Here is a 21101-nt window from a genome sequence, read left to right on the forward strand (position 1 = left end):
CCAAGGGGCGGCAAGAGTCGGTTCAGCGCGGCTCAGCTCAGATCAACGGCGCCAGTGACCATGCCCGTGGCCATGGCCATGGCGGTACTCGCCACGGTATCCACCCCGGTAGCCGCCGCCATAGCCGTATCCGTAGCCGGGAACGACCACGACGGGCGGAGCACGGTAGACGGCGCGCGGCGCGTAGTAGACCGGCGGCGGGGGCGCGTAGTAGATGGGCTGGGGCGGTGCCACATACACGGGGGCAGGCGCGACATAGACGGGCGGGCCATACATGCCCGGCGAATTCAGGCTGATGGACCATTGCACATCGCCCCGGGCCTGGGCGGCGCCCGAAGCCATGAGGGCGGCCAGGGCCAGGCCGGCTGCTGCTGCTGCTTTTGCAACCCACGGGGAAGCTGTCGTTGTCATGGTGTCTCTCCTCGAAGTTGGACAGGCGTGGCAGGCATTGCCGCTGGTGCCGCCTTCCCGCACTTTGGCACAGGGGGACGGCATACGCCCTGCATTCTCAACGCGCGAGAGGGGTCTACGGATGGCAGGCTTTTCTACAAGTTTGTTTCCAAATGCCTCAACCCTTGGCTGGCGCGGCTGTCCGAAAGCCGTCCGGAGCGGGTCTGCAGGCGGGCGCCTACAATGCTGCGATGAGCTCTGCTGACGCCTCCCCCATCTCCAAAGATCCGGTCAAACCGAGTAACTTTTTGCGCCAAATCATCGAGGCCGACCTGGCCAACGGTACCCACGCCCAGCGCCGCTGGGGTGGAAGCCCCGGTGATGGCGACCACCACAACCAGGGCCAGGTGGACGTGGCGAAGATCCGCACACGCTTCCCGCCCGAGCCCAACGGCTACCTGCACGTGGGCCACGCCAAGGCCATCTGCCTGAACTTCGGCTTGGCGCGCGACTACGAAGGTGCCTGCCACCTGCGTTTCGACGACACCAATCCCGAGAAGGAAGACCAGGAGTACGTGGACAGCATCATCGATGCCGTCCATTGGCTGGGCTTCGGCTGGAAGGAAGCCGACGGTCACGAGAACCTGTACTTCGCCAGCAACTACTTCGACTTCATGTACCGCGCAGCCGAGTACCTGATCGAGCAGGGCCTGGCCTATGTGGACGAGCAAAGCGCCGACGACATGAAGGCCAACCGCGGCGATTTCTCGCGCCCCGGCGTGGACAGCCCGTTCCGCAGCCGCACCGTGGCCGAGAACCTGGCGCGCTTTCGCGAAATGCGCGACGGCAAGCTGCCCGATGGCGCTGCCGTGCTGCGCGCAAAGATCGACATGGCATCGCCCAACATCAATCTGCGCGATCCCGCCATCTACCGCGTGCGCCATGCCGAGCACCACAACACCGGCAACCAGTGGTGCATCTACCCGATGTACACCTTCGCCCATCCCATCGAGGACGCGCTGGAGCACATCACCCACAGCATCTGCACGCTGGAGTTCGAGGACCAGCGCCCGTTCTACGACTGGCTGCTGGACCATCTGCGCGAAGGCGGCCTGATCGCCGCGCCGCAGCCCCGCCAGTACGAGTTCTCGCGCCTGCACCTGACCTATGTGATCACCAGCAAGCGCAAGCTCAAGCACCTGGTGGACAACGGCATCGTCAGCGGCTGGGACGATCCGCGCATGCCCACCATCGTCGGCCTGCGCCGCCGTGGCTACACGCCCCAGAGCATCCAGGCCTTCTGCGAGCGCATCGGCGTGACCAAGGACTACGCCTGGATCGATTACTCCACGCTGGAAGGCTGCCTGCGCGAGGACCTGGAGAACCAGGCCCATCGCGGCATGGTGGCCCTGGACCCGCTGAAGCTGGAGCTGACCAACTGGGCCGAGGTCTTCGGCAGCGCCGAGCACCTGGAAGCCTGCGAGCTGCCCGCCCTGCCCCACGCCGCCGAAGGCCAGCAGGTGCCGGTGCGCCGCTTTACGCTGGGCCGCGAGGTGTGGATCGAGCGCGAGGACTTCGCCGAAGTGCCGCCCAAGGGCTACAAGCGCCTTTTCCCCGGCAACAAGGTGCGCCTGAAGGGCGGCTACGTGATCGAGTGCACAGGCTGCGAGAAGGATGCCGAGGGCAACGTCACCAAGGTGCTGGCCACCGTGGTGCCCGACACCAAGAGCGGCACGCCGGGTGCGGACAGCGTCAAGGTCAAGGCCGCCATCACCTGGGTGGGCGTGGCCGACGGCGTGCAGGCCGAGGTGCGCCTGTACGACCGCCTGTTCACCGACCCGCAGCCCGATGCGGGTGGCAAGGACTTCCTGACGCTGCTCAACCCGGACAGCCTCAAGGTGGTGACCGCCTATGTGGAGCCTTCGCTGGCCAACGCTCAGCCTGACGACAAGTTCCAGTTCGAGCGCTTCGGCTACTTCGTGGCCGACCGCAAGGACCACGCACCGGGCAAGCCCGTGTTCAACCGCGCAACGGGTCTAAAGGACTCCTGGGGCAAGTAGGCGCATGGCCCGCTGACGGGCATCTGCACCGCTCCTCCCCCGAAGATGGTCCACCATCCTGCTTTGCAGGGGTGGGCCATCGCACATGGGCGCTTTTGCAGGGACCGTGGCCTCAGCACAATGCCAGGCCATGAACCAAGCCTTGCCACAGGCGGCTTCCACCGCCAAGTTCGACACCTCCCGCGCTGCCGAGTACGAAACGCAAAGCCGCATCGCACTGGCCGGCTACGACGCCTGCCACGAGCTGGCCGCCTGCCTGCTGGCTGCCAGCCTGGATGCCGGCCCGAAGTCCGTGCTGATTGGCGGCGCCGGTGGCACGGGCCAGGAGATACTGGCCACGGCGCGGCTCAGGCCGCTGTGGAAATTCACGGCTGCCGACCCCTCGGCCCCCATGCTGGACCAGACCATGGACCGCATCGCCGCAGCGGGGCTGTCGGCCCAAGTGCAGGCCGCCCCCTTCGCCGTGCAGGACCTGCCGGCCGGCATGGTGTTCGACGCGGCCACGCTGATCGGCGTGCTGCACCACGTCCCTGACGACGCGGACAAGCTGCAGCTGCTGCAGGCCCTGTCGGCGCGGCTGGCGCCGGGGGCGCCCTTCATCCTGGCCTGCAACCGCCACCGCTATGACAGCGAGCCGCTGTTCCTTGAAGCCTGGGCCATGCGCTGGCGCATGGCGGGCGTGGACGAGGCCGCTGTCCATGCGAAACTCGGCAAAATCCGGCAGGGCGCGGTTCCACCGGCCTCGGAAGAGGCGGTGGAGCAGATGCTGGCCCAGGCTGGTTTCGTGCAGCCCAAGCGCTTTTTCTCCAGCCTGTTCTGGTGTGCCTGGATTGCCTTCAAGGCCTGACCACGGAACCACTCAGCCACTGAAACACCAGAACGCCCGGCGCCGGTTGACCCGTCCCTTTCTCCCTTTTCCCTTTGATTTGCCTTTCAGCATGAACTTCTCCGCACGCCTTCAGCAACTGCCCACCGTCACCCACCTCGCCGCGCTGCAGCTGGCCGATGCCCAGGGCCAGGTCGTGGCCACCATCGAGAACAAGCCCGGCCAGACCGGCTCGCTGGCCGTGTACCACGCGCTGGCCGCGCTGTACGGCGGCAGCATCACGCCGGCGGCCGCCGAGCTGGGCCTGGAGTGGTATGCCGAGCACACGCAGGACGCCATCGCCTTCCCCGGCAAGCACCCCAACATCGACCGCCTGCTGGCCTGGTCCAAGGGTGCCGAGAGCTACCAGGCCCGCCTGATCGCGGCCTGAGCACGGCCTGATCGCGCCTGATTCAGCCTGGGTAAACACCGCGTCACAGAAGTTGCGCTGACTGGGGGCATCGGCTGACACGCCGGTGTCAACGCAGCGTGCACTTTGGCGTTCAAATGACATGTGCCTTGCCGCTTCGGCGCGCAAGGCGTTCCTGTCCAGGAGAACGCAATGCTGCAATCCGCCGTGCCCACAGCACGCACCACGGCCCGCTCAACTTCCCACGCTGGCGCCCTGCGCCTGAGCGTGCTGGGCCTGGCCGCCGCCCTGGCGCTGAGCGCCTGCAACGAATCCCAGGACAAGCCCCCGCAGGCCGCCAGCGCGCCGCTGCCGCCTGCCACCGAAAGCGCCCAGCCCGTCGCCACGCCCGTGGCCTATGTGCCGCCTTCGGCCGAGACGCTCTACCAGATGGTGGCGCCCATTGCGCTGTACCCCGACAAGCTCGTGGCCCAGGTGCTGGCCGCCTCCACCTATCCCGACCAGGTCGGCGCCGCCGAGGTGTGGATGGGACAGAACCCCGGCCTCAAGCCCGAGGAACTGCAAAACGCCGTCAACAGCCAGGACTGGGACCCTTCGGTCAAGTCGCTGGCGCAGTTTCCCAATGTGCTGGCACAGCTGTCATCCAACGTTCCCTGGACCACGGCCCTGGGCAAGGCCTACTACAACGATCCGGCCGATGTGATGAACGCCATCCAGGTGATGCGCCAGCGCGCCTACAAGGCCGGCACGCTCAAGGACTCCAGCCGGCTCAAGGTGGCCGTGGCCACGGCCGATTCCCCGCCCCCCGTGCCCCAGCCCGCACCGCAAGCCGTGGGCGAGCCGCTGTCGTCCATGCTGCCCGTGCCGGTGATCGACACACCACCGCAGTTCATCGAGATCGCACCGGCCCAGCCTGACACCGTCTATGTGCCGCAGTACGACCCCGGCGTTGTTTATGGCGAGCCCGTGCCCATGTACGGCGGCTACCGGCCCATCGTGGCGCCGCAACCCGTGTATGTGGGCAGTTCGGCCGCGCCCGTGGTGGCGGGGCTGATCGGCTTCGGCGCAGGCGTGATCCTGGCCGAGTCCGTGGACCGCCGCCCCTGGGGCTGGAACTCCTGGGGCATGCGCTGGGGCGAGCCCGGCTACCGCTGGCACCGCAACGAGCCGCCGCCACCGCCCTCGCGCCGCCCGGCCGTGATCTACAACAACAACACCTACGTCTCGCGCTCGACCACGGTGGTGCAGAACATCCACAACACGCACATCAACAACGTTGGCAACGTCACCCACATCGCGAACAACCCGCACTTCGAGCCGCGCCGCCCTGACTTCCCGCAGCAGGGCGGTGATCCTCGCTCGGGCGACCCGCGCTCTGGCGACTCTCGTTCTGGTGACCCACGTTCAGGCGGCATGGCCGCTGCGGCCCTGGCCGGTGCCGCAGGCATGGCCGGCGCCGCCGCAGCAGCGCACTCCGGCATGCCCCAACGCCTGGGCCTGAGGCCGCCGCAGGGCGGCCCGCCCCCGTCCGCCCAAGGCATGGTGCCGCCCGGCAGCGCCCATGGATTTGCCCGGCACGATGGCGCCGATCGCGGACGCCCGGGCCTCAGGCCCGATGACCGGCCCCAGGCCTCACTGCAGCCCCGTATGAACCCGGTCCCGGCCTCGCAGGCGGGCCAGTTCGGCAAGTGGCCGCAGTCCCCTCAGTCTGCGCAATCGGCCCCCTCATCCCCACCGGGCGCCGCGCAGCGACCCGCGCCAGCACTGCCTGCGGCAGCCATGCAGGGTGACAGGGGCCGCGACTCCCGCGTGCCTTCCTGGTCTTCCGCAGCCACGCAGCAGGGCGTGAGGCCACAGGACCGGCAGAACGGCCTGGACAGGCAGGACCGCGACCGCTCCATGGCCGATGCAGCGCGCCAGCGCCAGCAGCAACAGCAGCAAATGGAGACGCAGACCGCCCGCCTTCGCGGCGAGGAACAGGCGCGCCAGCAACAGCAGCGCCAGGCCCAGATGCAGGCCCAGGCGCAGATGCGGGATCAGGCGCGTGACCAGGCCCAGGTTCAGGCGCAAGCCCAGGCCCGCCAACAAGCCGAGCGCGATCGCCAGGCCTTGCAGCAGCGCTCCCAGGACCAGGCGCGCCAGCAGCAAATGCAGCAGCAACAACAACAGCAGGCACGCGCACAGGAGCAGATGCAGGCAAGGATGCAGGCCCAGCAGCAGGCGCAAAGACAGGCCCAGATGCAGGAGCGGCAGGCGCAGCAGCAAAGACAGCAGCAGTTCGAGGCTGCCCAGCAGCAACGCATGCAGGCCCAGCAAGCACAGCAGGCCCAGGCACAGGCGCGTGCCCAGCAGCAGCAGGCCCGCGCGCAGCAGGAGCAACGCCAGCAACAGCAGCGCATGGCCAACGCGGCCCGCCCACAGGAGCGGCGCGGCGGGCGCGACGAGCGCAGGGACCGTTGAGCGGCGCGCAAGCGCATTTGAATGCCATGGCGTCGTGGCGTCATGGCATTGAGGCGATGGCAAGCTGGCGCGCCGGCATGGCGGACAATGGGGCGCTCGACCACAGCCCCCCCCGCTTCCCTCATGCAGATACCGACGACGAATTCCCGCTCCCGCCGACTGTTTGTGCAATCCCTGTGCGCCTCGGGCGCAGGCCTGATGGTCCCGGCCTGGGCCGCTGCGGCCTCCGGGGAATCCCCTTGGCCGCATGACAGCCGCGTGCCCGGTGGCGTGGCCCGCCTGTCGCTGGGGCCATCGGCCCAGCGGCCCCAGGTGCTGGCCGGCGACGTGCCCGTGCTGGTGGTGGGCGACATGATCGAATGGACGGCCGTGGTCGGCATTGCGCTGTCGGTGGCGCCCGGCACGCATGGCGTGACGGTGAAGGGCGAAGGCGCACCGCGCACCCTGCCCTACGAAGTGCGCGACAAGAAATACACCGAGCAGCGCCTGAAGGTCTCGCCCAAGACCGTGGACCTGTCACCCGAGGACGATGCCCGCTACCAGCGTGAACGCGCCCACCAGCAGACCATCATGGCGCTGTTCACCGAGCCGCCTGCACGCCCTGGCGACCTGCGCATGCGCCAGCCCGTGCCGGGCCGCCGCAGCAGCAGCTTCGGCCTGCGCCGTGTGTTCAACGGCCAGCCGCGCAATCCGCACAGCGGCATGGACATCGCGGCAGCCACGGGCACCAACGTCGTCGCGCCGCTGCCGGGCAAGGTGGTGGATGTGGGCGACTATTTCTTCAACGGCGGCACCGTGTGGCTGGACCACGGCGGCGGCCTGCTGAGCATGTACTGCCATCTGAGCAGCGTGCAGTGCAAGCTGGGCGATCAGCTGGACACGGGAGATGCCTTCTGCAAGGTCGGCGCCACGGGCCGTGTCACCGGCCCGCACCTGCACTGGGGCGTGATGCTCAACCGCACCATGGTGGACCCGGCGCTGTTCCTGGCGGCGTGAACGGGGCCGGCGCCCGCCGGCGTCAGTGGTTGGCCGAGGGAATGGTGTTCTGCGGCGCCACCGGCGTGGGCACGGCGATGGACTCGCGGTCCTGCGCCAGGTAGCGCGACACCAGCTCGAAGAAGCTGTCGTAGAAACCGCTCTTGGCAATCGTCTCGCTGCCCACCTTGACCATGGAGTCGCTGCCCGAGGAGAACGGCAGCGACACCGACCCCAGCGCACCCACGCCCAGGCTGGCCGAGTTGGCGCTCTTCTTCAAGGTATAGCGGTCCTGCAGCGCCGTGACAAAGCCGATGCTGACCTGGCCATCGGCCGTCTCGGGCACGCAGACCACGCGGATGTTCATCTGCAGGTTCAGTTCGGGATCGGGCTGGAAGCTCTTGCTGCCCTCTATGAGTTCGGCCGTGCGCGCCATGGCGATGTAGCCCTGGCTCAGCAGCGCGCGGCGCGCGGCCTCGCAGGTCTGGGCTGGCGAGGCATCGAACATGCGCGAGAAGGTCTCGGTGGAGCCGAAGCTCTCCTGCACGGGCACATGCTGGGGAATGGTCGAGCCGCAGCCCGCAAGCATTGCAATGATGGCCAAAGCTCCCGCGTAGCGCATGCCACGCACCCTGTTTGCTGCACTCCAACGTCGATACACGAACCTGCTCCTTGCTCCGGCGCCGCAGCCTGCGGATGGCATGGCGGCTGGCCGCCTATTCTCACCTGAGCGCAACGCATCGGCCGGCAACTTTGCAGCAATCCGTTTTTTCCGCCTGCATCAAATAGATGCAAAGGAATGTGAATAGCGCCCCGTTCTGACAGGCGCCGCCGCGCATCTGCGTTATGGTGCCCCGGTTCGGCCAGGGCCGGCGCGGCACATGCCGCGCCAGGGCTGCCACCAGCCCGCCGCGCCTGAGCCTGTCTCCGTACCCATCAACCAAGGAATTCAACATGAAGCCAAGCTGGACCTGGTGCCTGCCCGTGATCGTCACCATGGGGCTCGGCGCCTGCAGCCATATCGACAAGGGTGGCAATGCCGAAGAAGGCGCCAAGACCCAGGCGTCGGCCCCTGCCGGCCCACCCGGTGATGCCCAATCGCTGACCGCCTACCACTGGAATCTTCGCCAGGCCTTCACGCCCCAGGGCACCGAAGACCAGAGCTGGTTCCTGACCGCCGCCTCGCGCAAGCGGCCCCTGCAACTGGAATTTGCCGACCAGCGCCTGGCCGTCAAGAACCTGTGCAACGTGGTGACCACTGGCTACCGCACCGAAGGCAACCGCATCGCCACCCAACGCGCCGCCAGCACGCTGATGGCCTGCGATGACGACCAACTGATGGCGCTGGAGCAAAAGGTGGCCCGCATCCTGCCCACGGCCAAGCAATGGTCCGTGCAACTGGGCGAAGGCAAGCAGCCTGCGCGCCTGACGCTCACCTTCATCGATGGCACGCGCTGGCAGTTCGACGGCTCGCCCACGGCCCAGACCCAGTACGGCAGCGTCGGCGAGCGCATCTTCCTGGAAGTGGCACCCCAGCGCACGGCCTGCAATCACCCGCTGATCAAGGACTTCCAGTGCCTGCGCGTGCGCGAGATCCGCTACGGCGACAACGGCGTGAAGACCTCCACCGGCGAGTGGGAGAACTTCTACAGCGAGATCGAGGGCTACAAGCACGAACCCGGCATCCGCAACGTGCTGCGCATCCAGCGCTACAAGCGCCAGAACGTGCCCGCCGACGCATCGGCCTACGCCTATGTGCTGGACATGGTGGTCGAGAGCGAGCGCGTAGGCCGCTGAGCGCGCCTGCCTCCCAACAGCCCTGAAGGCCTGCTTTGCGCAGGCCTTTTTCTTTGCAGGCTCACAGCACCGGGCTCAGCATTGCCAGCAGGTTGTTCCAGATGCGGCGGCCCCAGTGCCAGGCGTGGACCTGGGCGGCCGTGATGCGGTCGGACTGGCGAATATAGTCGCCCTGGCGCTGGCGGATGGCGCGGGTCACGGCCTCGTCCTGCAGCAGCACGTTGTTCTCGAAGTTCAGGTCGAAGCTGCGCAGGTCCAGGTTGGTGGAGCCCACAAGGGCCACCTGCCCGTCCACGCACAGGGTCTTGGCATGCAGCAGGCCGGGGCGGAATTCATGGAGGATGACGCCGGCCCGCAGCAGGTAGCGGTAGGTGCTGCGGCTGGCCGCGCCCACGATCCAGGAATCGTTGCGCGCCGGCAGGATGAGCGTGACCTGCACGCCGCGCCAGGCGGCGGCGCACAGGGCCTCCAGCACCGTGGCATCGGGGATGAAATAGGGCGTGGAGATCACCACTTCGCGCCGCGCACTGGCCAGCAGGGTGGACACCAGCTGCGAGGTGGAGCGCGGCCGCTCGGCCGGGCCTTCGGCAATGACGACGGCGGCAAAGCCTTCGGCGGGCATGTCGGCCGGCCCCGCTTCGGGTTGGGCGGCCAGGGGCATGGACAGTCCATGGTCTGCGCTGCGCGCCTGCGCCCAGTCGCTGGCAAAGACCTGCTGCATCTGCGCCACCACCGGGCCTTGCAGGCGCAGCATGATATCGACCCAGGGCGCGTAGCGGGCCTTGACGGCGAAGGCCTCGTCCGCGCAGTTCTGGCTGCCGCAATAGGTGATGGCACCATCGATCACGGTGATCTTGCGGTGGTTGCGCAGGTCCAGCCGGCTGGTGAACATCACCCTGAACGGGTGGCTGGCCGGCAGGGCCACGGCCAGTTGCACACCGGCCTGCGCCATCTGCTGCCAGAGGTCGGAGCGCAGCAGCGCGCGCGAGCCCAGCCCGTCCACCATGGCGCGGCAGACCACGCCACGCCGGGCCGCGCGCACCAGCGCCTGGGCCACGGCCGTTCCCGTGTCATCGGCCAGCCAGATGTAGTAGAGCACGTTGATCTCGTGCCGGGCGGCCTCCATGTCGGCCAGCATGCGAGCGCGGGCCTGGGCACCATCGGCCATGAGCTGCGCGGCGTGGCCCGGCTGTACGGGAAAGCGGTTGATGGACGCCGCATAGCCAAAGGCCGCCTGCCATTGCGGCGCGATGCCCGCCACCGGCACGCCGCTGCCCGTGACCGGGGCGCCGTGCGCAAAGTCCTGCACCTTGCGGTACCGGGCCCGGCCTCGGCGGCGCAGCGTCACCTCGCCAAACAGGTAGTACAGCGCGCAGCTCGCATAGGGGAGCAGCACGATGACGGTGAGCCAGCCCATGCGCACGTCGGGCCGCACATCGTCGCGCAGCAGGATGCGCAGGCCAAAGCCTGCAATGAGCAGCAGATGCAATGCAAGAAACAGCCAGGTCATGCAGCCAGCATAGCCGGGGGCCCTGCGGACGGGATTGCGCGGAAGGGATGTTTCACGGCGGCAAACCTGGATCTGCGCGCGGCCGGCGTCGCCTCAGGTAATGAACCGGCATTCCATGAACCCGCCGATGCTTGGATTCAACGATAGTGCACACCCACATTTCAGGAACTTTTCCGCTGCATGACGAAAATGACCGCAGCGTGACGGTTATGCCCAGCGACTGTGGGCCTGCCTGTGGACAAGCTTCGGGACAACCCTGCATTGCCGCGCCAGCCATGGGTTTGCCGCAGGCGCTGAAAAAACAGGCAGATCGCGCAGATGCCGCAATGTTTCACGCGGCCGGGCTGCGCCGTGCAGGCAGGCGCCTCAACGGAAGCGGAAACGGCCTTCGACGAACATGGACGAGCGGTGGCCGCCCTCGCTGGCCGGGTCGGCAAACGACCAGAAGGCCTGCACCGTGCCCTGGGCCGTGTCGATGACCTGGCTGACGGTGAAGCCCGTTTTCTCGATCCAGTTGAGGAAGTGCAGGCTGTCGCTGACCTGCAGGTAGCTGAGCCGTTCGCAGCCATCGGATACATGGCCCAGGGAATCGACCACATGCCAGACCATCTGGCCTTGCGGCGTGTACCGCACATCAGCCTTGCTGTCGGGGAAGTCGATGACCGCTTCGCGCCCGATCAAGGTGCCGGCGTATTGCATGGACAACATGGACATGGTGTGTTGCTCCTCTGATGCGGGGTTCTGGCCTGACCCGTGATGGCATATTCTCGCGCCGCGCCGCGGGTGTTTGTGGGAGCAGACCGCATGCCTTCGTCGGCAGCGTGGAGCGGGCACAACGGCCAGCAAGGCGCCGGCATTTCGCAGATACTGCGCGTGCTCCTCCACGGATATCCGATCTTGCCCTCCTCCCCGCTTCCCCCCTCATCGGCCGACAGCCCCGCTGCCGGCCTGCGCAGCAGCGCCTTCGTCCCCTTCGTCATGGCGCGCATGCTGTCCATGTTCGCCCAGCAGATGCAGGCGGTGGTCGTGGCCTGGCAGGTGTATGACCTGACGCGCGACCCCATGTCCCTGGCCTACGTGGGACTGGCCCAGTTCCTGCCCATGCTGGCGCTGCTGATTCCGGCCGGCGACCTCAGCGACCGCATGAGCCGCAAGCGCCTGCTGTCGGGCAGCTGGACCGTGGCCGCCCTGTGCTCCCTGCTGCTGCTGTGGCTGTCCTGGCACGAGGGCGCGGCCGCGCACGATGTGCACTGGATCTATGCCGTGCTGGTGCTGTTCGGCTGCAGCCGCGCCTTCACGGGGCCGGCCCTGCAAAGCCTGCTGCCGCAGATCGTGCCGCGCGAGCAGTTGGCCCAGGCGCTGGCCACCAACAGCATGCTGATGCGCACGGCCGCCATTGCGGCGCCTGTGCTGGGCGGAGTGCTCTACGCCTGGGGCGGCGCCGTGCTGACCTATGCGGTCTGCGGCGTCTCCCTGGTGCTGGCCGTGCTGCTGCTGGGCACAGTGCCCGTGCGCTTTGCCGGGGCCATGGCGCCGGCGGGCGGCTCGCTGTGGCAGCGCTTTGGCGAAGGCATCCATTTCATCCGCACGCGCCCCATCATCCTGGGCACGATTTCGCTGGACCTGTTCGCCGTGCTGCTGGGCGGCGTGGTGGCCCTGCTGCCCGTGTATGCGCACGAGGTGCTCAAGGTCGGCCCCGAAGGCCTGGGCCTGCTGCGCTCGTCCATGACCGTGGGCGAGGTGGCCATGGGCCTGTGGCTGTCGGCCCGTCCCATCCAGCGCCATGTGGGCCGCGTGATGTTCGCCGCCGTGGCCATCTTCGGCGTGGCCAACCTGGTGTTTGCGCTGTCGCACTGGTTCTGGCTGTCCATGGCCGCCCTGATGCTGGCCGGCGCGGCCGACATGGTGAGTGTCTACATCCGCTCGGCCCTGGTGCAGTTTTCCACGCCCGACTCCATGCGCGGGCGCGTGAACGCGGTGAACATGCTGTTCATCGGTTCGTCCAACGAACTGGGCGAATTCCGCGCCGGCACCAGCGCCGCCTGGCTGGGCGCCGTGCCGGCTGCCGTGGTGGGCAGCCTGTGCACGCTGGGCGTGGTCGGCAGCTGGATGACCCTGTTCAAGCCGCTGCGTGATGTGGACCGGCTGGAAGACGCGGCCCGCGTGGGCCAGGGCTAAAGCAGCTCGGCCCGCAGCTGCTGCGCACTCCTGGGCGACAGCAGGCCGGGCGCCACGTCAAACACGGTCTTGCAGCCCGTCTGCCCCGACTGCCCCGACTGCTGCAGCCTGTGCACGGCGCGCGCATAGGCCACGAGCACGCTGGCCGTGAATTCCGGATTGCTGTCCAGCTGCAGGCGGTATTCGATGGAGTGGTGCAGCCCCTGCGAGCTGCGGCCGCTGCGGATGACGAATCCGCCATGCGGCATGGCCGCATGGTCACGGGCAAGCTCCTCGGCGCTGATGAAATGCACCGTGGTGTCGTATTCGTCAAAGTAATGCGGCATGCCGACGATGGCCTGGCGCACGCCATCGGCATCGGCCCCCTGCTCCAGCACCACAAAGCACTCGCGCCGGTGGCGCTCGCGCGCAGACAGTTCGGGCCGCACGCCGCTGCGCACGCGCTGCACGGCCTCGTCCACGGGAATGGTGTACTGCACACCGCCGGCCACACCGGGAATGCGGCGGATGGCGTCCGAGTGCCCCTGGCTCAGGCCCTTGCCCCAGAAGGTGTAGGTGGCGCCATCGGGCAGCAGGGCCTCGCCCATGAGGCGTTGCAGGGAGAACATGCCCGGGTCCCATCCCGCCGAGATCAGCGCCGTGGTGCCGGCTGCGCGGGCAGCGGCATCCACCCGGTCGAAATGCTCGGGAATGCGCGCATGGGTGTCGAAGCTGTCCACCAGGCTGAAATGCGCGGCCAGCGCGGGCGTCTGCTGCGGCAGGTCGTCCTTGGAGCCGCCGCACAGCACCAGCACGTCGATGCCGGCGCGATGGGCCAGCAGGCTGTCCATGCCGTGCACGGGCGTGCCGGGCTGCAGCGGACACAGCCGGGCCGGATCACGGCGGGTGTAGATGCCGGCCAGCGCCATGTCGGGGTTGCGGGCAATGGCGGCCTCCACGCCACGGCCCAGGTTGCCGTGGCCGACGATGGCGATGCGGATGGGAGCGGTGCTGCGATGGTCCATGCGGTGTGCTGCGTTGCGTTTGAGAGGGTTTCAGAAACTCCGGTTCACGCGGCGGCGCAGAACCAGGCGCGATCTTGCATCGCCATCACGCCGCCAGTCGTGCAATGGCAGGCAGCACTGCGTTGCCCTGCACGGGGGTAGTGCACGGGGGCCTGCATGGGCGGTGGGCGGACAGCGCCTACACTCACGCCCTCATGCTCCAGCCTTCATCCATACCCTCCCTGGCCCAGCCGCCAGAGCCCGACGACGCGCCGCTGCACATCCTCTGGCGCGACGAGCATCTGGTGGCGGTCTACAAGCCCGCAGGCTGGCTGGTGCACCGCACGGGACTGGATGCGCACGAGACGCGCTTTGTGCTGCAGACCCTGCGCGACCAATTGGGCTGCCATGTGTACCCCGCGCACCGGCTGGACAAGGGCACTTGCGGGGTGCTGGTCATGGCCTTGCATGCCCAGGCCGCCCAGCGGCTGGGCCAGGCCTTTGCCGGGCAGGAAATGCGCAAGCAATACCTGGCGCTGGTGCGGGGCTGGCTGCCGGATGCGGTGGAGGTGGACCACGCGCTCAGGCCCGACGATGCGCCCGAGGACGCGCCAGCCCAGCCCGCCCAGACTTCGCTGCGCTGCCTGGCGCGCCTGGAGTGGCCCGAGGCCTTTGACCCGCGCCACGCGGCCACGCGGATTTCACTGGTCGAGGCCCTGCCCGCCACGGGCCGGCGCCACCAGATACGCCGCCATCTCAAGCATGTGGCCCATCCCATCATTGGCGACGCCACGCATGGCAAGGGGCCGCTGAACCGCTGGTGGGCCGAGCGGCTGGGCCTGCAGCGGCTGTGGCTGCACGCCCATGCGCTGGAGCTGGCGCACCCGATGACGGGCGAGCCGCTGCGCTTCGAGGCCGACTGGCGGCAACTGGGCCATGTGCCCGATGTGCAGCACTGGCGAGCGCTGTGTGCCCTGCCCGGCTGGCAGGCCTGTGCGGGCCTGCCGGCGACGGCACGGCCGGATCAGACAGCTACGGCAGGCGCGCCCGTTTCAGGCTGCTCCATCAGCGGCGCTGCCACGTAGGCGTAGTCGGCCGAGGCATCGGCCTTGAGCACGCCAGACAGCAGCTCCACCAGGCGCTCGTTGCCCATCTTGAAGCCGCAGGCCTGGGCATGGCCACCGCCGCCAAAGCTCTCGGCCAGCGGTATGCAGTTGAACTCCGAGCGCGAGCGCAGGCCGATCTTCACGCCCTTGGTGCTGGCATGCCACATCAGCGCGAAGCTGCCGCTCTGGCGTGCCAGCAGGTCGCCGACCTGGCTGTGGAACATGCCGGGGCAGTTGACCATCAGCCCTTGCATGCCGTTGAAGACCAGGGGCTGGGCCGCCTCGGAAATGTCGGCGCACAGCTTCTGGAATTTCTCGTCCATGGCGCCGCCGCGTGCCATGAAGGCGGCTTCCTGCTCGGGCGTGAAGGCCGCGATCTCGGCCCAGCGCTCGAAGCTGCGCGGCTCCATGTCCAGCGCCGCGAGAAAGCCCGCGCTCTCGGCGAATTCCCACTTCCAGATGTCGCGGTCCTCGATGAAGCGGATCAGGCCGGGCACGGGCTTGTCGGCCTGGAAGAACTCCCAGGCCAGGCGCGCGCCGGACTTGTTCATGTCGAAGTGCACGACGCCGCAGCGGCACTGGTAGCCGCTCAGCTTTTCGGCAGCGCTCTTGTGGTGGTCCAGCACCACGAGCTTGGCCACGCGCGACTCGATCTCGGCCATGAGCTCGGGCTCGAAGGCGAAGTCCAGCACGTAGACGGCGCGGCCGGCCAGCTCGCCCAGGTCGTCGGCCTTCTGGATCTCGCCATGGTCCAGGCCCCGGAATTCAGCCTGCCCGCCGTAGTACAGCCAGGCCGCCAGCGCCGCGCCGTAGCCGTCCGGGCAGCGGCGGCCGTGGTAGAGGATCAGGGGCTGGGGATCGTCATGCTCGGGGCGCACGAACAATTGCAGGGGCAGGATGGTGTTTTTCATGATGGGGGCGATTGTCGGTCCTGGCGCCATTCCCCTGCACTTGCTCCAGCGCCCGGGCACCCTGGGCAGCCGGGCATTGCGCGGGCTGCTCGCAAGGAACGTAGCGCAAAGCCTGGGCAGCACAAGGCCTATCACCCCGGCAGGCGCCGCAGGCAAACCCCAGGACCTATCATGTCCGCCTTGTCATTGAATTGCTGCGACCGCCTGCGGACCCGCTGGGCGTGCAGGCCGCCGCGGCCCCTGTATGCGATCCACACCCGACATCACCCCCCACCTCGGCTCCCTGCTGAAGTTCCGCCACGACCTGCATGCCAACCCCGAGTTGCGCTACGAGGAGCACCGCACCGGCGACAAGGTGGCGGCCTACCTGATGGCGCTGGGACTGCAGGTGCACCGCGGGCTGGGCAGGACCGGCGTGGTGGCAAGCATCCACGGCCGGGGGCGCAGCGCCGCCAACCCGGGCCGCAGCATCGGCATACGGGCCGACATGGATGCGTTGCCGGTGACGGAGCTCAACGCCTTCGGCCACGCCAGCCAGAACCCGGGCTGCATGCATGCCTGCGGCCATGACGGCCACACGACCATGCTGCTGGGCGCGGCCACGCTGCTGGCGCAGCAGCCGGATTTCGATGGATCGGTGCACCTGATCTTCCAGCCCGCCGAGGAAGGCGGCGCAGGCGCCAAGGCCATGATGGAGGACGGCCTGTTCGACCGCTTCCCCTGCGAGGCCGTGTTCGCGCTGCACAACTGGCCTGCCCTGCCCGCCGGCGAGATGGCGGTGCGCGTGGGGCCCATCATGGCCTCCACGCTGCGCTTCGAGATCCGCGTGCACGGCAAGGGCGGCCACGCGGCCATGCCCCACACCACGCTGGACCCGATTCCCGTGGCCTGCGCCATCGTCGGCCAGTTGCAGAGCCTGGTGTCGCGCAGCACCGATCCGCTGGACAGCGCCGTGCTCACCGTGGGCAAGATCACCAGCGGCACGGTGGAGAACATCATTCCCGACGAGGCCAGCATCTTCGGCACGGTGCGCGCCCTCAGGACCGAGACGCAGCAGATGTTCATCGAAGGCATGCAGCGCATCAGCGAGCATGTGGCAGCGGCCCATCTGTGCCGCGCCGAGTTCATTCTCAAGCCCGGCTATCCCAACACCACCAACCACGCGCACGAGGCCCGCTTCATGGCCGAGGTGATGCGCGAGGCGGTGGGCGAGGACCGCACCCACGCCGACATCCTGCCGGCCATGACGGCCGAGGACTTCGGCTTCATGCTGGAGGCCGTGCCCGGCGCCTATGGCTGGATAGGCAACGGCCCCGCCACGGGCGAGCCCGGCGTGGGCCTGCACAACCCCGGCTACGACTTCAACGACGATAACCTGGGGCGCGGCGCACGCTTCTGGGACCTGCTGGCGCGCCGCTGGCTGGAACAGTCCAGGACCTGAACGCCCTCACACGCAGGCTCTTGCGCTGGCCCTCACGCCGGCTTTCACACGCCGGCAGGCGCCCCCAGTTGCAGATCCACCCACTCGACCGCCGGCAGGGGCCGGCCGTAGTGGTAGCCCTGGAACAGCACGTCCTGATTCCAGGCCCGCAGCGTGCCGGCCTGCTCTTCGGTCTCCACTCCTTCGGCCACCACGCGCAGGCGCAGGCGTCTGGCCAGCAGCAGGATCGCCTCGACCATGGCGGCATTGCCCGGCGAGGTATGGCAGTCCTGCACAAAGGACTTGTCGATCTTGAGTTCACGGAACGGCAGCCGCTGCAGATAGGCCAGCGATGAATAACCGGTGCCGAAGTCGTCCAGCCCCATCTCCACGCCCAGCAGCTGCAGCTCGGCCATGCGCTCGCGCGCCTCGTCCACATCGCGCATGACCACGCTTTCGGTGACCTCCAGCGTGAGGCGGCGCGGGTCGGCCCCGGTTGCGGCCAGGGTGCGCTTGAGCTTGTCCACCACGTCGGGCTGGCGGAACTGCCGCCAGCTGACGTTGACCGACAGCCGCCAGCCCTGCTGCACGAACTCGGGCCGCACCAGCATGCGGCAGGCCTGCTCCAGCATCCAGTCGCCCAGTTGCACGATCAGGTCCGATTCCTCGGCCACGGCAATGAAATCACCGGGCTCGACCATGCCCAGGCGCGGATGGTTCCAGCGCACCAGCACCTCCGCGCCCACACAGCGCCCCATGTGGTCCACCTGGGACTGCAGATAGGGCTGCAGCTCGCCGGCAGGAATGGCGCGGCGCAAGTCCTTTTCGATGCGAAAGCGCTTGCCCACGGCCTCGGCCATGTCGGGCTGGAAGATGACGACCTGGCCCAGCCCGGCCTGCTTGGCCTGGTGCAGGGCCACGCCCGCGCGGCGCAGCACATCGTGGCCACCGCTGTCGGTGCGCGAGGCGGCAAAGCTGGCCGCGCCAATGCTGCAGCTGGCCTGCACTTCCTCGCCGGTTTCCTCCAGCCACAGCGGCCGCTCCAGCGCGTCCTGCAGCACCTGGGCCAGGGCGCGCATGTGCTGATCGACCTCGGCCGCCTCCTGGCCGGCCTTCTCCAGCAGCACGGCGAATTCATCGGCGCCCATGCGGGCCAGCAGCACGCCGTCGGGCAGGGCATCGGCCAGGCGCAGCGCCAGCGCGCCCAGCAGCGCATCGCCACGCACCGTGCCGCGCACATCGTTGAAGGCGGTGAAGCGGTCCATGTCCAGCAGCAGCAGGCCGTGGCGCGGCTCACCGCCCTTGCCGCCCTCGCGGAATTCACGTGCCAGCGCGCGCAGGCGCTGGGTCAGCGACAGGCGGTTGGGCAGGCCGGTGAGCGCGTCGAAATGCGCCAGTGCATGGATCTGGCGTTCTGCGCGCATGCGCTCTGACAGGTCCTGCTTGAGCTCCACATAGTTGACGATGCTGCCATCCGAGGCGCGTATGGGCGCCACCAGCACGGCCTCGGGCAGGTCTTCGCCCTGGCGCGTGCGGTTGGTCATCTGGCCGCGCCACAGCGCGCCCCGGCCCAGCTGGTGCAAGGCCTCTTCCCAGGCCGGCGCGTCCAGGCCCATGGTGGAGTAGCGGTGCGTGGGCTGGCCCAGGACCTCGTTGCGCGCAAAGCCGGTGCGCTGCAAAAAGGCCTCGTTCACGTAGACGATGTTCTGGTGCACGTCGGTGATGACGATGCTTTCGGGGTTCTGCTCCACGGCGCGGTAGAACTTGCGCAGATCGTCCTGGTGCTGCTCCAGCGAGCCCAGTGTGTCCTGCAGTTCCTGGGCACGGCGGATCAGGCTGCGCCTTGCCATCAGCGTGACCGTGCCCGTCAGCCCCAGCATGCCCACGAAGTACAGCATGGAGAACACGGGCGAGGTCTCGCGCTGGCCTATCCAGTCAACCCCCTCGCGGCCCGCCACCCAGAACGCGGCCATGGCCAGCACGGACAGCACCAGCATGGCCAGCGTGGTGCGCACGCCCAGCACCCAGGCGCACATAACGAGCAAGGCCGGAAAGGCCAGCACCGAGCTGCTTTGCACGCCGCCCGTGGCAGCCACCACGGTCACGGCTGCCACCCAGGTGCCCCAGACCAGAAGATTGGAGGCCAGCCTCCAGTGCCGGCGCCAGCCCAGCAGCACGGCGCCGAAGCTCACGCCGGCGGCAACCAGGTTCAGCCGCACGCTGGGCCAGGGAACGGGGTCCTGCGTCAGAAGCGCCATGGCCAGGAGCACGGTGAGGCTGGTGATCCATAGGCTGCCGACCAGAACGACCCGGCGCAGGGACAAATGGATTTCCGCCTCGACTCGATGACGCCGCATGAAAAAGCCCCAACAGAGAAAGAACACTCAACATGCTAGCGGTCGGCGCCGCCTGCGGCTGTGGTGGTTGTGCCACCGCCCCGGTCGGACGCCCTCTTGCACCAAACGGGGTATGCCGGCGCCGGCCGGCGGTGCCTCAGGGCGCGCTTTTGCGCTCGCGCGGGGGGCGCTTGCGCGCCTTGCTGGCGTCCTTGCGCGCCTGGCGCTCGGCATCGCGTTCCTGGCCCACGGCCAGCCACTGCGCGTATTCGTCGGGCGTCTCCAGCGTGATGCGGCCCAGGATCGCTCCGCGGAAATCCGTGAGCACCAGCTCGGCAGCTTTTTGCAGATTGACACGTCCGCCGCTCATCATTGCGCCGCGGCGCCGGCCGATGGCGTCCAGCAGTTCGTCGTCATGCAGGGCTGCAATGCGTTCGTTGTCCAGGCCCAGCTTGTAGCGCGCCTCCAGCAGGTCCGCGTAGTTCTTCTGCAGATAGCCCAGCAGCTCCAGCGCCACCAGTTCCTCGTCATAGGCGTTGCGGCCCACGGCGCCGCTGGCGGCCAGGTTGTAGCCGCTTTGCTCGACGATGATGCGCGGCCACAGCATGCCGGGCGTGTCCCAGAGGTAGAAGTCGTCGGCCAGCACGATGCGCTGCTCCAGCTTGGTGATGCCGGCCTCGTCCCCCGTCTTGGCCTGCCGCTTGCCGCTCATGGAGTTGATCAGCGTGGACTTGCCCACGTTGGGAATGCCGCAGATCAGCACGCGCATGGGCTTGGCCATGCCGCCACGGTTGGGGGCCAGCAGCTTGCAGGCCTCGATCAGCCGGCGCGTGGGCGCGGGCTCGGAAGCGTCCAGCGCAATGGCGCGCGTGTCGCTCTGGGCGTTGTACCAGTCCAGCCACAGCGGCGTGCGCGCGGCATCGGCCAGGTCCTGCTTGTTGAGCACCTGCAGGCGCGGCTTGTGGCCCGTCAGCTCCTGCAGCAGCGGGTTGCTGCTCGACCCCGGCAGGCGCGCATCCAGCACTTCGATGACCACATCGATTTCCTTGACGCGCTCGGTGATCACCTTGCGCGTGAGATTCATGTGACCGGGGAACCACTGTATGGCCATGGGATTACTTTCTGGGAAACGGGGGAACTGGCAGGGGCGCAAGGATAATTCATGGCTTGCGCAGACAGGATGGAACAGCGCGCTGCGCCCCAGCGCAAACCGCAGGCTTCATTCTTTCTTGCGCAAGCCGCAATTGTCCCCCGCTTTTACGCCCCGCCTCACTGCCTATGTCCTTGCCCGATACCGCCTCTTCCCGCTCCGCCTCGCGCAAGGCCGACATCGAACTGTTGATCAAGGGAGTGACCTGCGCCGTGATCGGCCTGGTGATTCTGCTGGCGCCGCAGTTCATGGCACCCGGGGGCATCGTGCAGATGATGGCCCAGTCGTACCTGGTCGGCTGGTTCGCCCTGCTGCTGGGCACGGCCTTCATCGTGCTGTTTGTGGTGCGCCGCAGCAAGGCGCGGCGCTGAGCATGGTGCAGGGCCCGCTGGAGCAGGCTCTGTCGCAGATCGGGCTTTGGCAGCAGCGCGCCCAGGCTGCAGGCATTGCACTGCGCCCGGCGCCGCCCCAGCCCACCAGTTGCTGCGGTCGCGGCTGCAACGGCTGCGTCTGGGAAGGCTTCTACGACGCCGTGCTGTTCTGGTGCGAGGATGCAGGCCAGGCCCTGAGCGGCGGACCTGGCTGAGGCA

The 21101-nt window shown here is 68.2% G+C and carries 19 protein-coding genes; 11 read left to right on the forward strand and 8 right to left on the reverse strand.

From position 1 onward, the window contains the following. Positions 1-42: 42 nt before the first annotated feature. Entirely contained in the window at positions 43-411 is a 369-nt protein-coding gene (locus DA1_RS25330) for a hypothetical protein (protein ID WP_034391564.1), read from the reverse strand. 230 nt (positions 412-641) lie between these two features. Here DA1_RS25330 and DA1_RS25335 point away from each other — a divergent pair, with 230 nt between their 5' ends. From DA1_RS25335 to DA1_RS25355, 5 genes are all read left to right on the forward strand, one after another. Beyond that, positions 642-2450 (forward strand): glutamine--tRNA ligase/YqeY domain fusion protein, encoded by a 1809-nt coding sequence (locus DA1_RS25335; protein WP_034391560.1) that lies wholly within the window; start codon positions 642-644, stop codon positions 2448-2450. A 130-nt stretch (positions 2451-2580) separates the two neighbouring features. Beyond that, on the forward strand, positions 2581-3297 hold the full coding sequence (locus DA1_RS25340) for a class I SAM-dependent methyltransferase (RefSeq protein ID WP_034398294.1): 717 nt from the start codon (positions 2581-2583) through the stop codon (positions 3295-3297). Between the two features lie 91 nt (positions 3298-3388). After that, positions 3389-3706 carry a DUF2322 family protein gene (locus DA1_RS25345; protein ID WP_013803391.1) on the forward strand — a complete coding sequence of 106 codons (318 nt, stop codon included), beginning with the start codon at positions 3389-3391 and terminating at the stop codon, positions 3704-3706. Between the two features lie 171 nt (positions 3707-3877). Next, positions 3878-6145 (forward strand): DUF3300 domain-containing protein, encoded by a 2268-nt coding sequence (locus DA1_RS25350; RefSeq protein ID WP_034391559.1) that lies wholly within the window; start codon positions 3878-3880, stop codon positions 6143-6145. 123 nt (positions 6146-6268) lie between these two features. Next, a complete protein-coding gene (locus tag DA1_RS25355) occupies positions 6269-7141 on the forward strand; it encodes a peptidoglycan DD-metalloendopeptidase family protein (protein WP_034391556.1) in 873 nt (290 codons plus the stop codon). A gap of 22 nt (positions 7142-7163) precedes the next feature. Here DA1_RS25355 and DA1_RS25360 read toward each other — a convergent pair whose 3' ends face one another. Then, positions 7164-7742, reverse strand: coding sequence for a DUF2242 domain-containing protein (locus tag DA1_RS25360; protein ID WP_013803394.1), 579 nt, complete (start codon positions 7740-7742; stop codon positions 7164-7166). 332 nt (positions 7743-8074) lie between these two features. On the opposite strand from DA1_RS25360, the gene DA1_RS25365 reads away from it, so the two are divergent. Further along, positions 8075-8917, forward strand: a complete 843-nt coding sequence (locus tag DA1_RS25365) for an META and DUF4377 domain-containing protein (RefSeq protein ID WP_034391554.1) — start codon at positions 8075-8077, stop codon at positions 8915-8917. Positions 8918-8978: 61 nt separating this feature from the next. Here the strand turns inward: DA1_RS25365 and cls are convergent, their stop codons facing one another. Both cls and DA1_RS25375 read right to left on the reverse strand, forming a co-directional pair. Beyond that, positions 8979-10427 (reverse strand): cardiolipin synthase, encoded by a 1449-nt coding sequence (cls, locus tag DA1_RS25370; protein WP_034391552.1) that lies wholly within the window; start codon positions 10425-10427, stop codon positions 8979-8981. A gap of 366 nt (positions 10428-10793) precedes the next feature. Then, positions 10794-11141 (reverse strand): MoaF-related domain-containing protein, encoded by a 348-nt coding sequence (locus DA1_RS25375; protein ID WP_012204400.1) that lies wholly within the window; start codon positions 11139-11141, stop codon positions 10794-10796. A 90-nt stretch (positions 11142-11231) separates the two neighbouring features. Here DA1_RS25375 and DA1_RS25380 point away from each other — a divergent pair, with 90 nt between their 5' ends. Further along, a complete protein-coding gene (locus DA1_RS25380; RefSeq protein WP_013803397.1) occupies positions 11232-12605 on the forward strand; it encodes an MFS transporter in 1374 nt (457 codons plus the stop codon). On the opposite strand, the gene DA1_RS25385 is transcribed toward DA1_RS25380, so the two are convergent. After that, positions 12602-13609, reverse strand: coding sequence for a diaminopimelate dehydrogenase (locus DA1_RS25385; RefSeq protein ID WP_034391550.1), 1008 nt, complete (start codon positions 13607-13609; stop codon positions 12602-12604). The two genes, DA1_RS25380 and DA1_RS25385, sit on opposite strands and share 4 nt — an antisense overlap. 194 nt (positions 13610-13803) lie before the next feature. Here DA1_RS25385 and DA1_RS25390 point away from each other — a divergent pair, with 194 nt between their 5' ends. Next, on the forward strand, positions 13804-14673 hold the full coding sequence (locus DA1_RS25390; RefSeq protein WP_034391548.1) for a pseudouridine synthase: 870 nt from the start codon (positions 13804-13806) through the stop codon (positions 14671-14673). On the opposite strand, the gene DA1_RS25395 is transcribed toward DA1_RS25390, so the two are convergent. Next, positions 14613-15605: a DHH family phosphoesterase gene (locus tag DA1_RS25395; RefSeq protein ID WP_034391545.1), complete on the reverse strand. Its 993-nt coding sequence runs from the start codon at positions 15603-15605 to the stop codon at positions 14613-14615. The genes DA1_RS25390 and DA1_RS25395 overlap by 61 nt on opposite strands. 244 nt (positions 15606-15849) lie before the next feature. Between DA1_RS25395 and DA1_RS25400 the strand changes: the two genes are divergently transcribed. Beyond that, positions 15850-17046, forward strand: a complete 1197-nt coding sequence (locus DA1_RS25400) for a M20 aminoacylase family protein (protein ID WP_034391543.1) — start codon at positions 15850-15852, stop codon at positions 17044-17046. 44 nt (positions 17047-17090) lie between these two features. Here DA1_RS25400 and DA1_RS25405 read toward each other — a convergent pair whose 3' ends face one another. Continuing rightward, positions 17091-19382, reverse strand: coding sequence for a putative bifunctional diguanylate cyclase/phosphodiesterase (locus DA1_RS25405; RefSeq protein ID WP_034391541.1), 2292 nt, complete (start codon positions 19380-19382; stop codon positions 17091-17093). A gap of 136 nt (positions 19383-19518) precedes the next feature. Then, a complete protein-coding gene (gene ylqF / locus DA1_RS25410; RefSeq protein ID WP_012204393.1) occupies positions 19519-20472 on the reverse strand; it encodes a ribosome biogenesis GTPase YlqF in 954 nt (317 codons plus the stop codon). A 167-nt stretch (positions 20473-20639) separates the two neighbouring features. On the opposite strand from ylqF, the gene DA1_RS25415 reads away from it, so the two are divergent. Both DA1_RS25415 and DA1_RS25420 read left to right on the forward strand, forming a co-directional pair. After that, positions 20640-20882 carry a hypothetical protein gene (locus DA1_RS25415; RefSeq protein WP_034391540.1) on the forward strand — a complete coding sequence of 81 codons (243 nt, stop codon included), beginning with the start codon at positions 20640-20642 and terminating at the stop codon, positions 20880-20882. Positions 20883-20884: 2 nt separating this feature from the next. Next, positions 20885-21097: an oxidoreductase-like domain-containing protein gene (locus DA1_RS25420; protein ID WP_012204391.1), complete on the forward strand. Its 213-nt coding sequence runs from the start codon at positions 20885-20887 to the stop codon at positions 21095-21097. Positions 21098-21101 lie beyond the last annotated feature (4 nt).

Source organism: Delftia acidovorans NBRC 14950 (assembly GCF_001598795.1).
GTDB classification, from domain to species: domain Bacteria; phylum Pseudomonadota; class Gammaproteobacteria; order Burkholderiales; family Burkholderiaceae_C; genus Comamonas; species Comamonas acidovorans.

Coding starts and splice junctions, on each gene's coding strand:
- DA1_RS25330 (WP_034391564.1), bottom strand. CDS start 411: ATGACAACGACAGCTTCCCCGTGGGTTGCAAAAGCAGCAGCAGCAGCC.
- DA1_RS25335 (WP_034391560.1), top strand. CDS start 642: ATGAGCTCTGCTGACGCCTCCCCCATCTCCAAAGATCCGGTCAAACCG.
- DA1_RS25340 (WP_034398294.1), top strand. CDS start 2,581: ATGAACCAAGCCTTGCCACAGGCGGCTTCCACCGCCAAGTTCGACACC.
- DA1_RS25345 (WP_013803391.1), top strand. CDS start 3,389: ATGAACTTCTCCGCACGCCTTCAGCAACTGCCCACCGTCACCCACCTC.
- DA1_RS25350 (WP_034391559.1), top strand. CDS start 3,878: ATGCTGCAATCCGCCGTGCCCACAGCACGCACCACGGCCCGCTCAACT.
- DA1_RS25355 (WP_034391556.1), top strand. CDS start 6,269: ATGCAGATACCGACGACGAATTCCCGCTCCCGCCGACTGTTTGTGCAA.
- DA1_RS25360 (WP_013803394.1), bottom strand. CDS start 7,742: ATGCGCTACGCGGGAGCTTTGGCCATCATTGCAATGCTTGCGGGCTGC.
- DA1_RS25365 (WP_034391554.1), top strand. CDS start 8,075: ATGAAGCCAAGCTGGACCTGGTGCCTGCCCGTGATCGTCACCATGGGG.
- cls (WP_034391552.1), bottom strand. CDS start 10,427: ATGACCTGGCTGTTTCTTGCATTGCATCTGCTGCTCATTGCAGGCTTT.
- DA1_RS25375 (WP_012204400.1), bottom strand. CDS start 11,141: ATGTCCATGTTGTCCATGCAATACGCCGGCACCTTGATCGGGCGCGAA.
- DA1_RS25380 (WP_013803397.1), top strand. CDS start 11,232: ATGCCTTCGTCGGCAGCGTGGAGCGGGCACAACGGCCAGCAAGGCGCC.
- DA1_RS25385 (WP_034391550.1), bottom strand. CDS start 13,609: ATGGACCATCGCAGCACCGCTCCCATCCGCATCGCCATCGTCGGCCAC.
- DA1_RS25390 (WP_034391548.1), top strand. CDS start 13,804: ATGCTCCAGCCTTCATCCATACCCTCCCTGGCCCAGCCGCCAGAGCCC.
- DA1_RS25395 (WP_034391545.1), bottom strand. CDS start 15,605: ATGAAAAACACCATCCTGCCCCTGCAATTGTTCGTGCGCCCCGAGCAT.
- DA1_RS25400 (WP_034391543.1), top strand. CDS start 15,850: ATGCGATCCACACCCGACATCACCCCCCACCTCGGCTCCCTGCTGAAG.
- DA1_RS25405 (WP_034391541.1), bottom strand. CDS start 19,382: ATGCGGCGTCATCGAGTCGAGGCGGAAATCCATTTGTCCCTGCGCCGG.
- ylqF (WP_012204393.1), bottom strand. CDS start 20,472: ATGGCCATACAGTGGTTCCCCGGTCACATGAATCTCACGCGCAAGGTG.
- DA1_RS25415 (WP_034391540.1), top strand. CDS start 20,640: ATGTCCTTGCCCGATACCGCCTCTTCCCGCTCCGCCTCGCGCAAGGCC.
- DA1_RS25420 (WP_012204391.1), top strand. CDS start 20,885: ATGGTGCAGGGCCCGCTGGAGCAGGCTCTGTCGCAGATCGGGCTTTGG.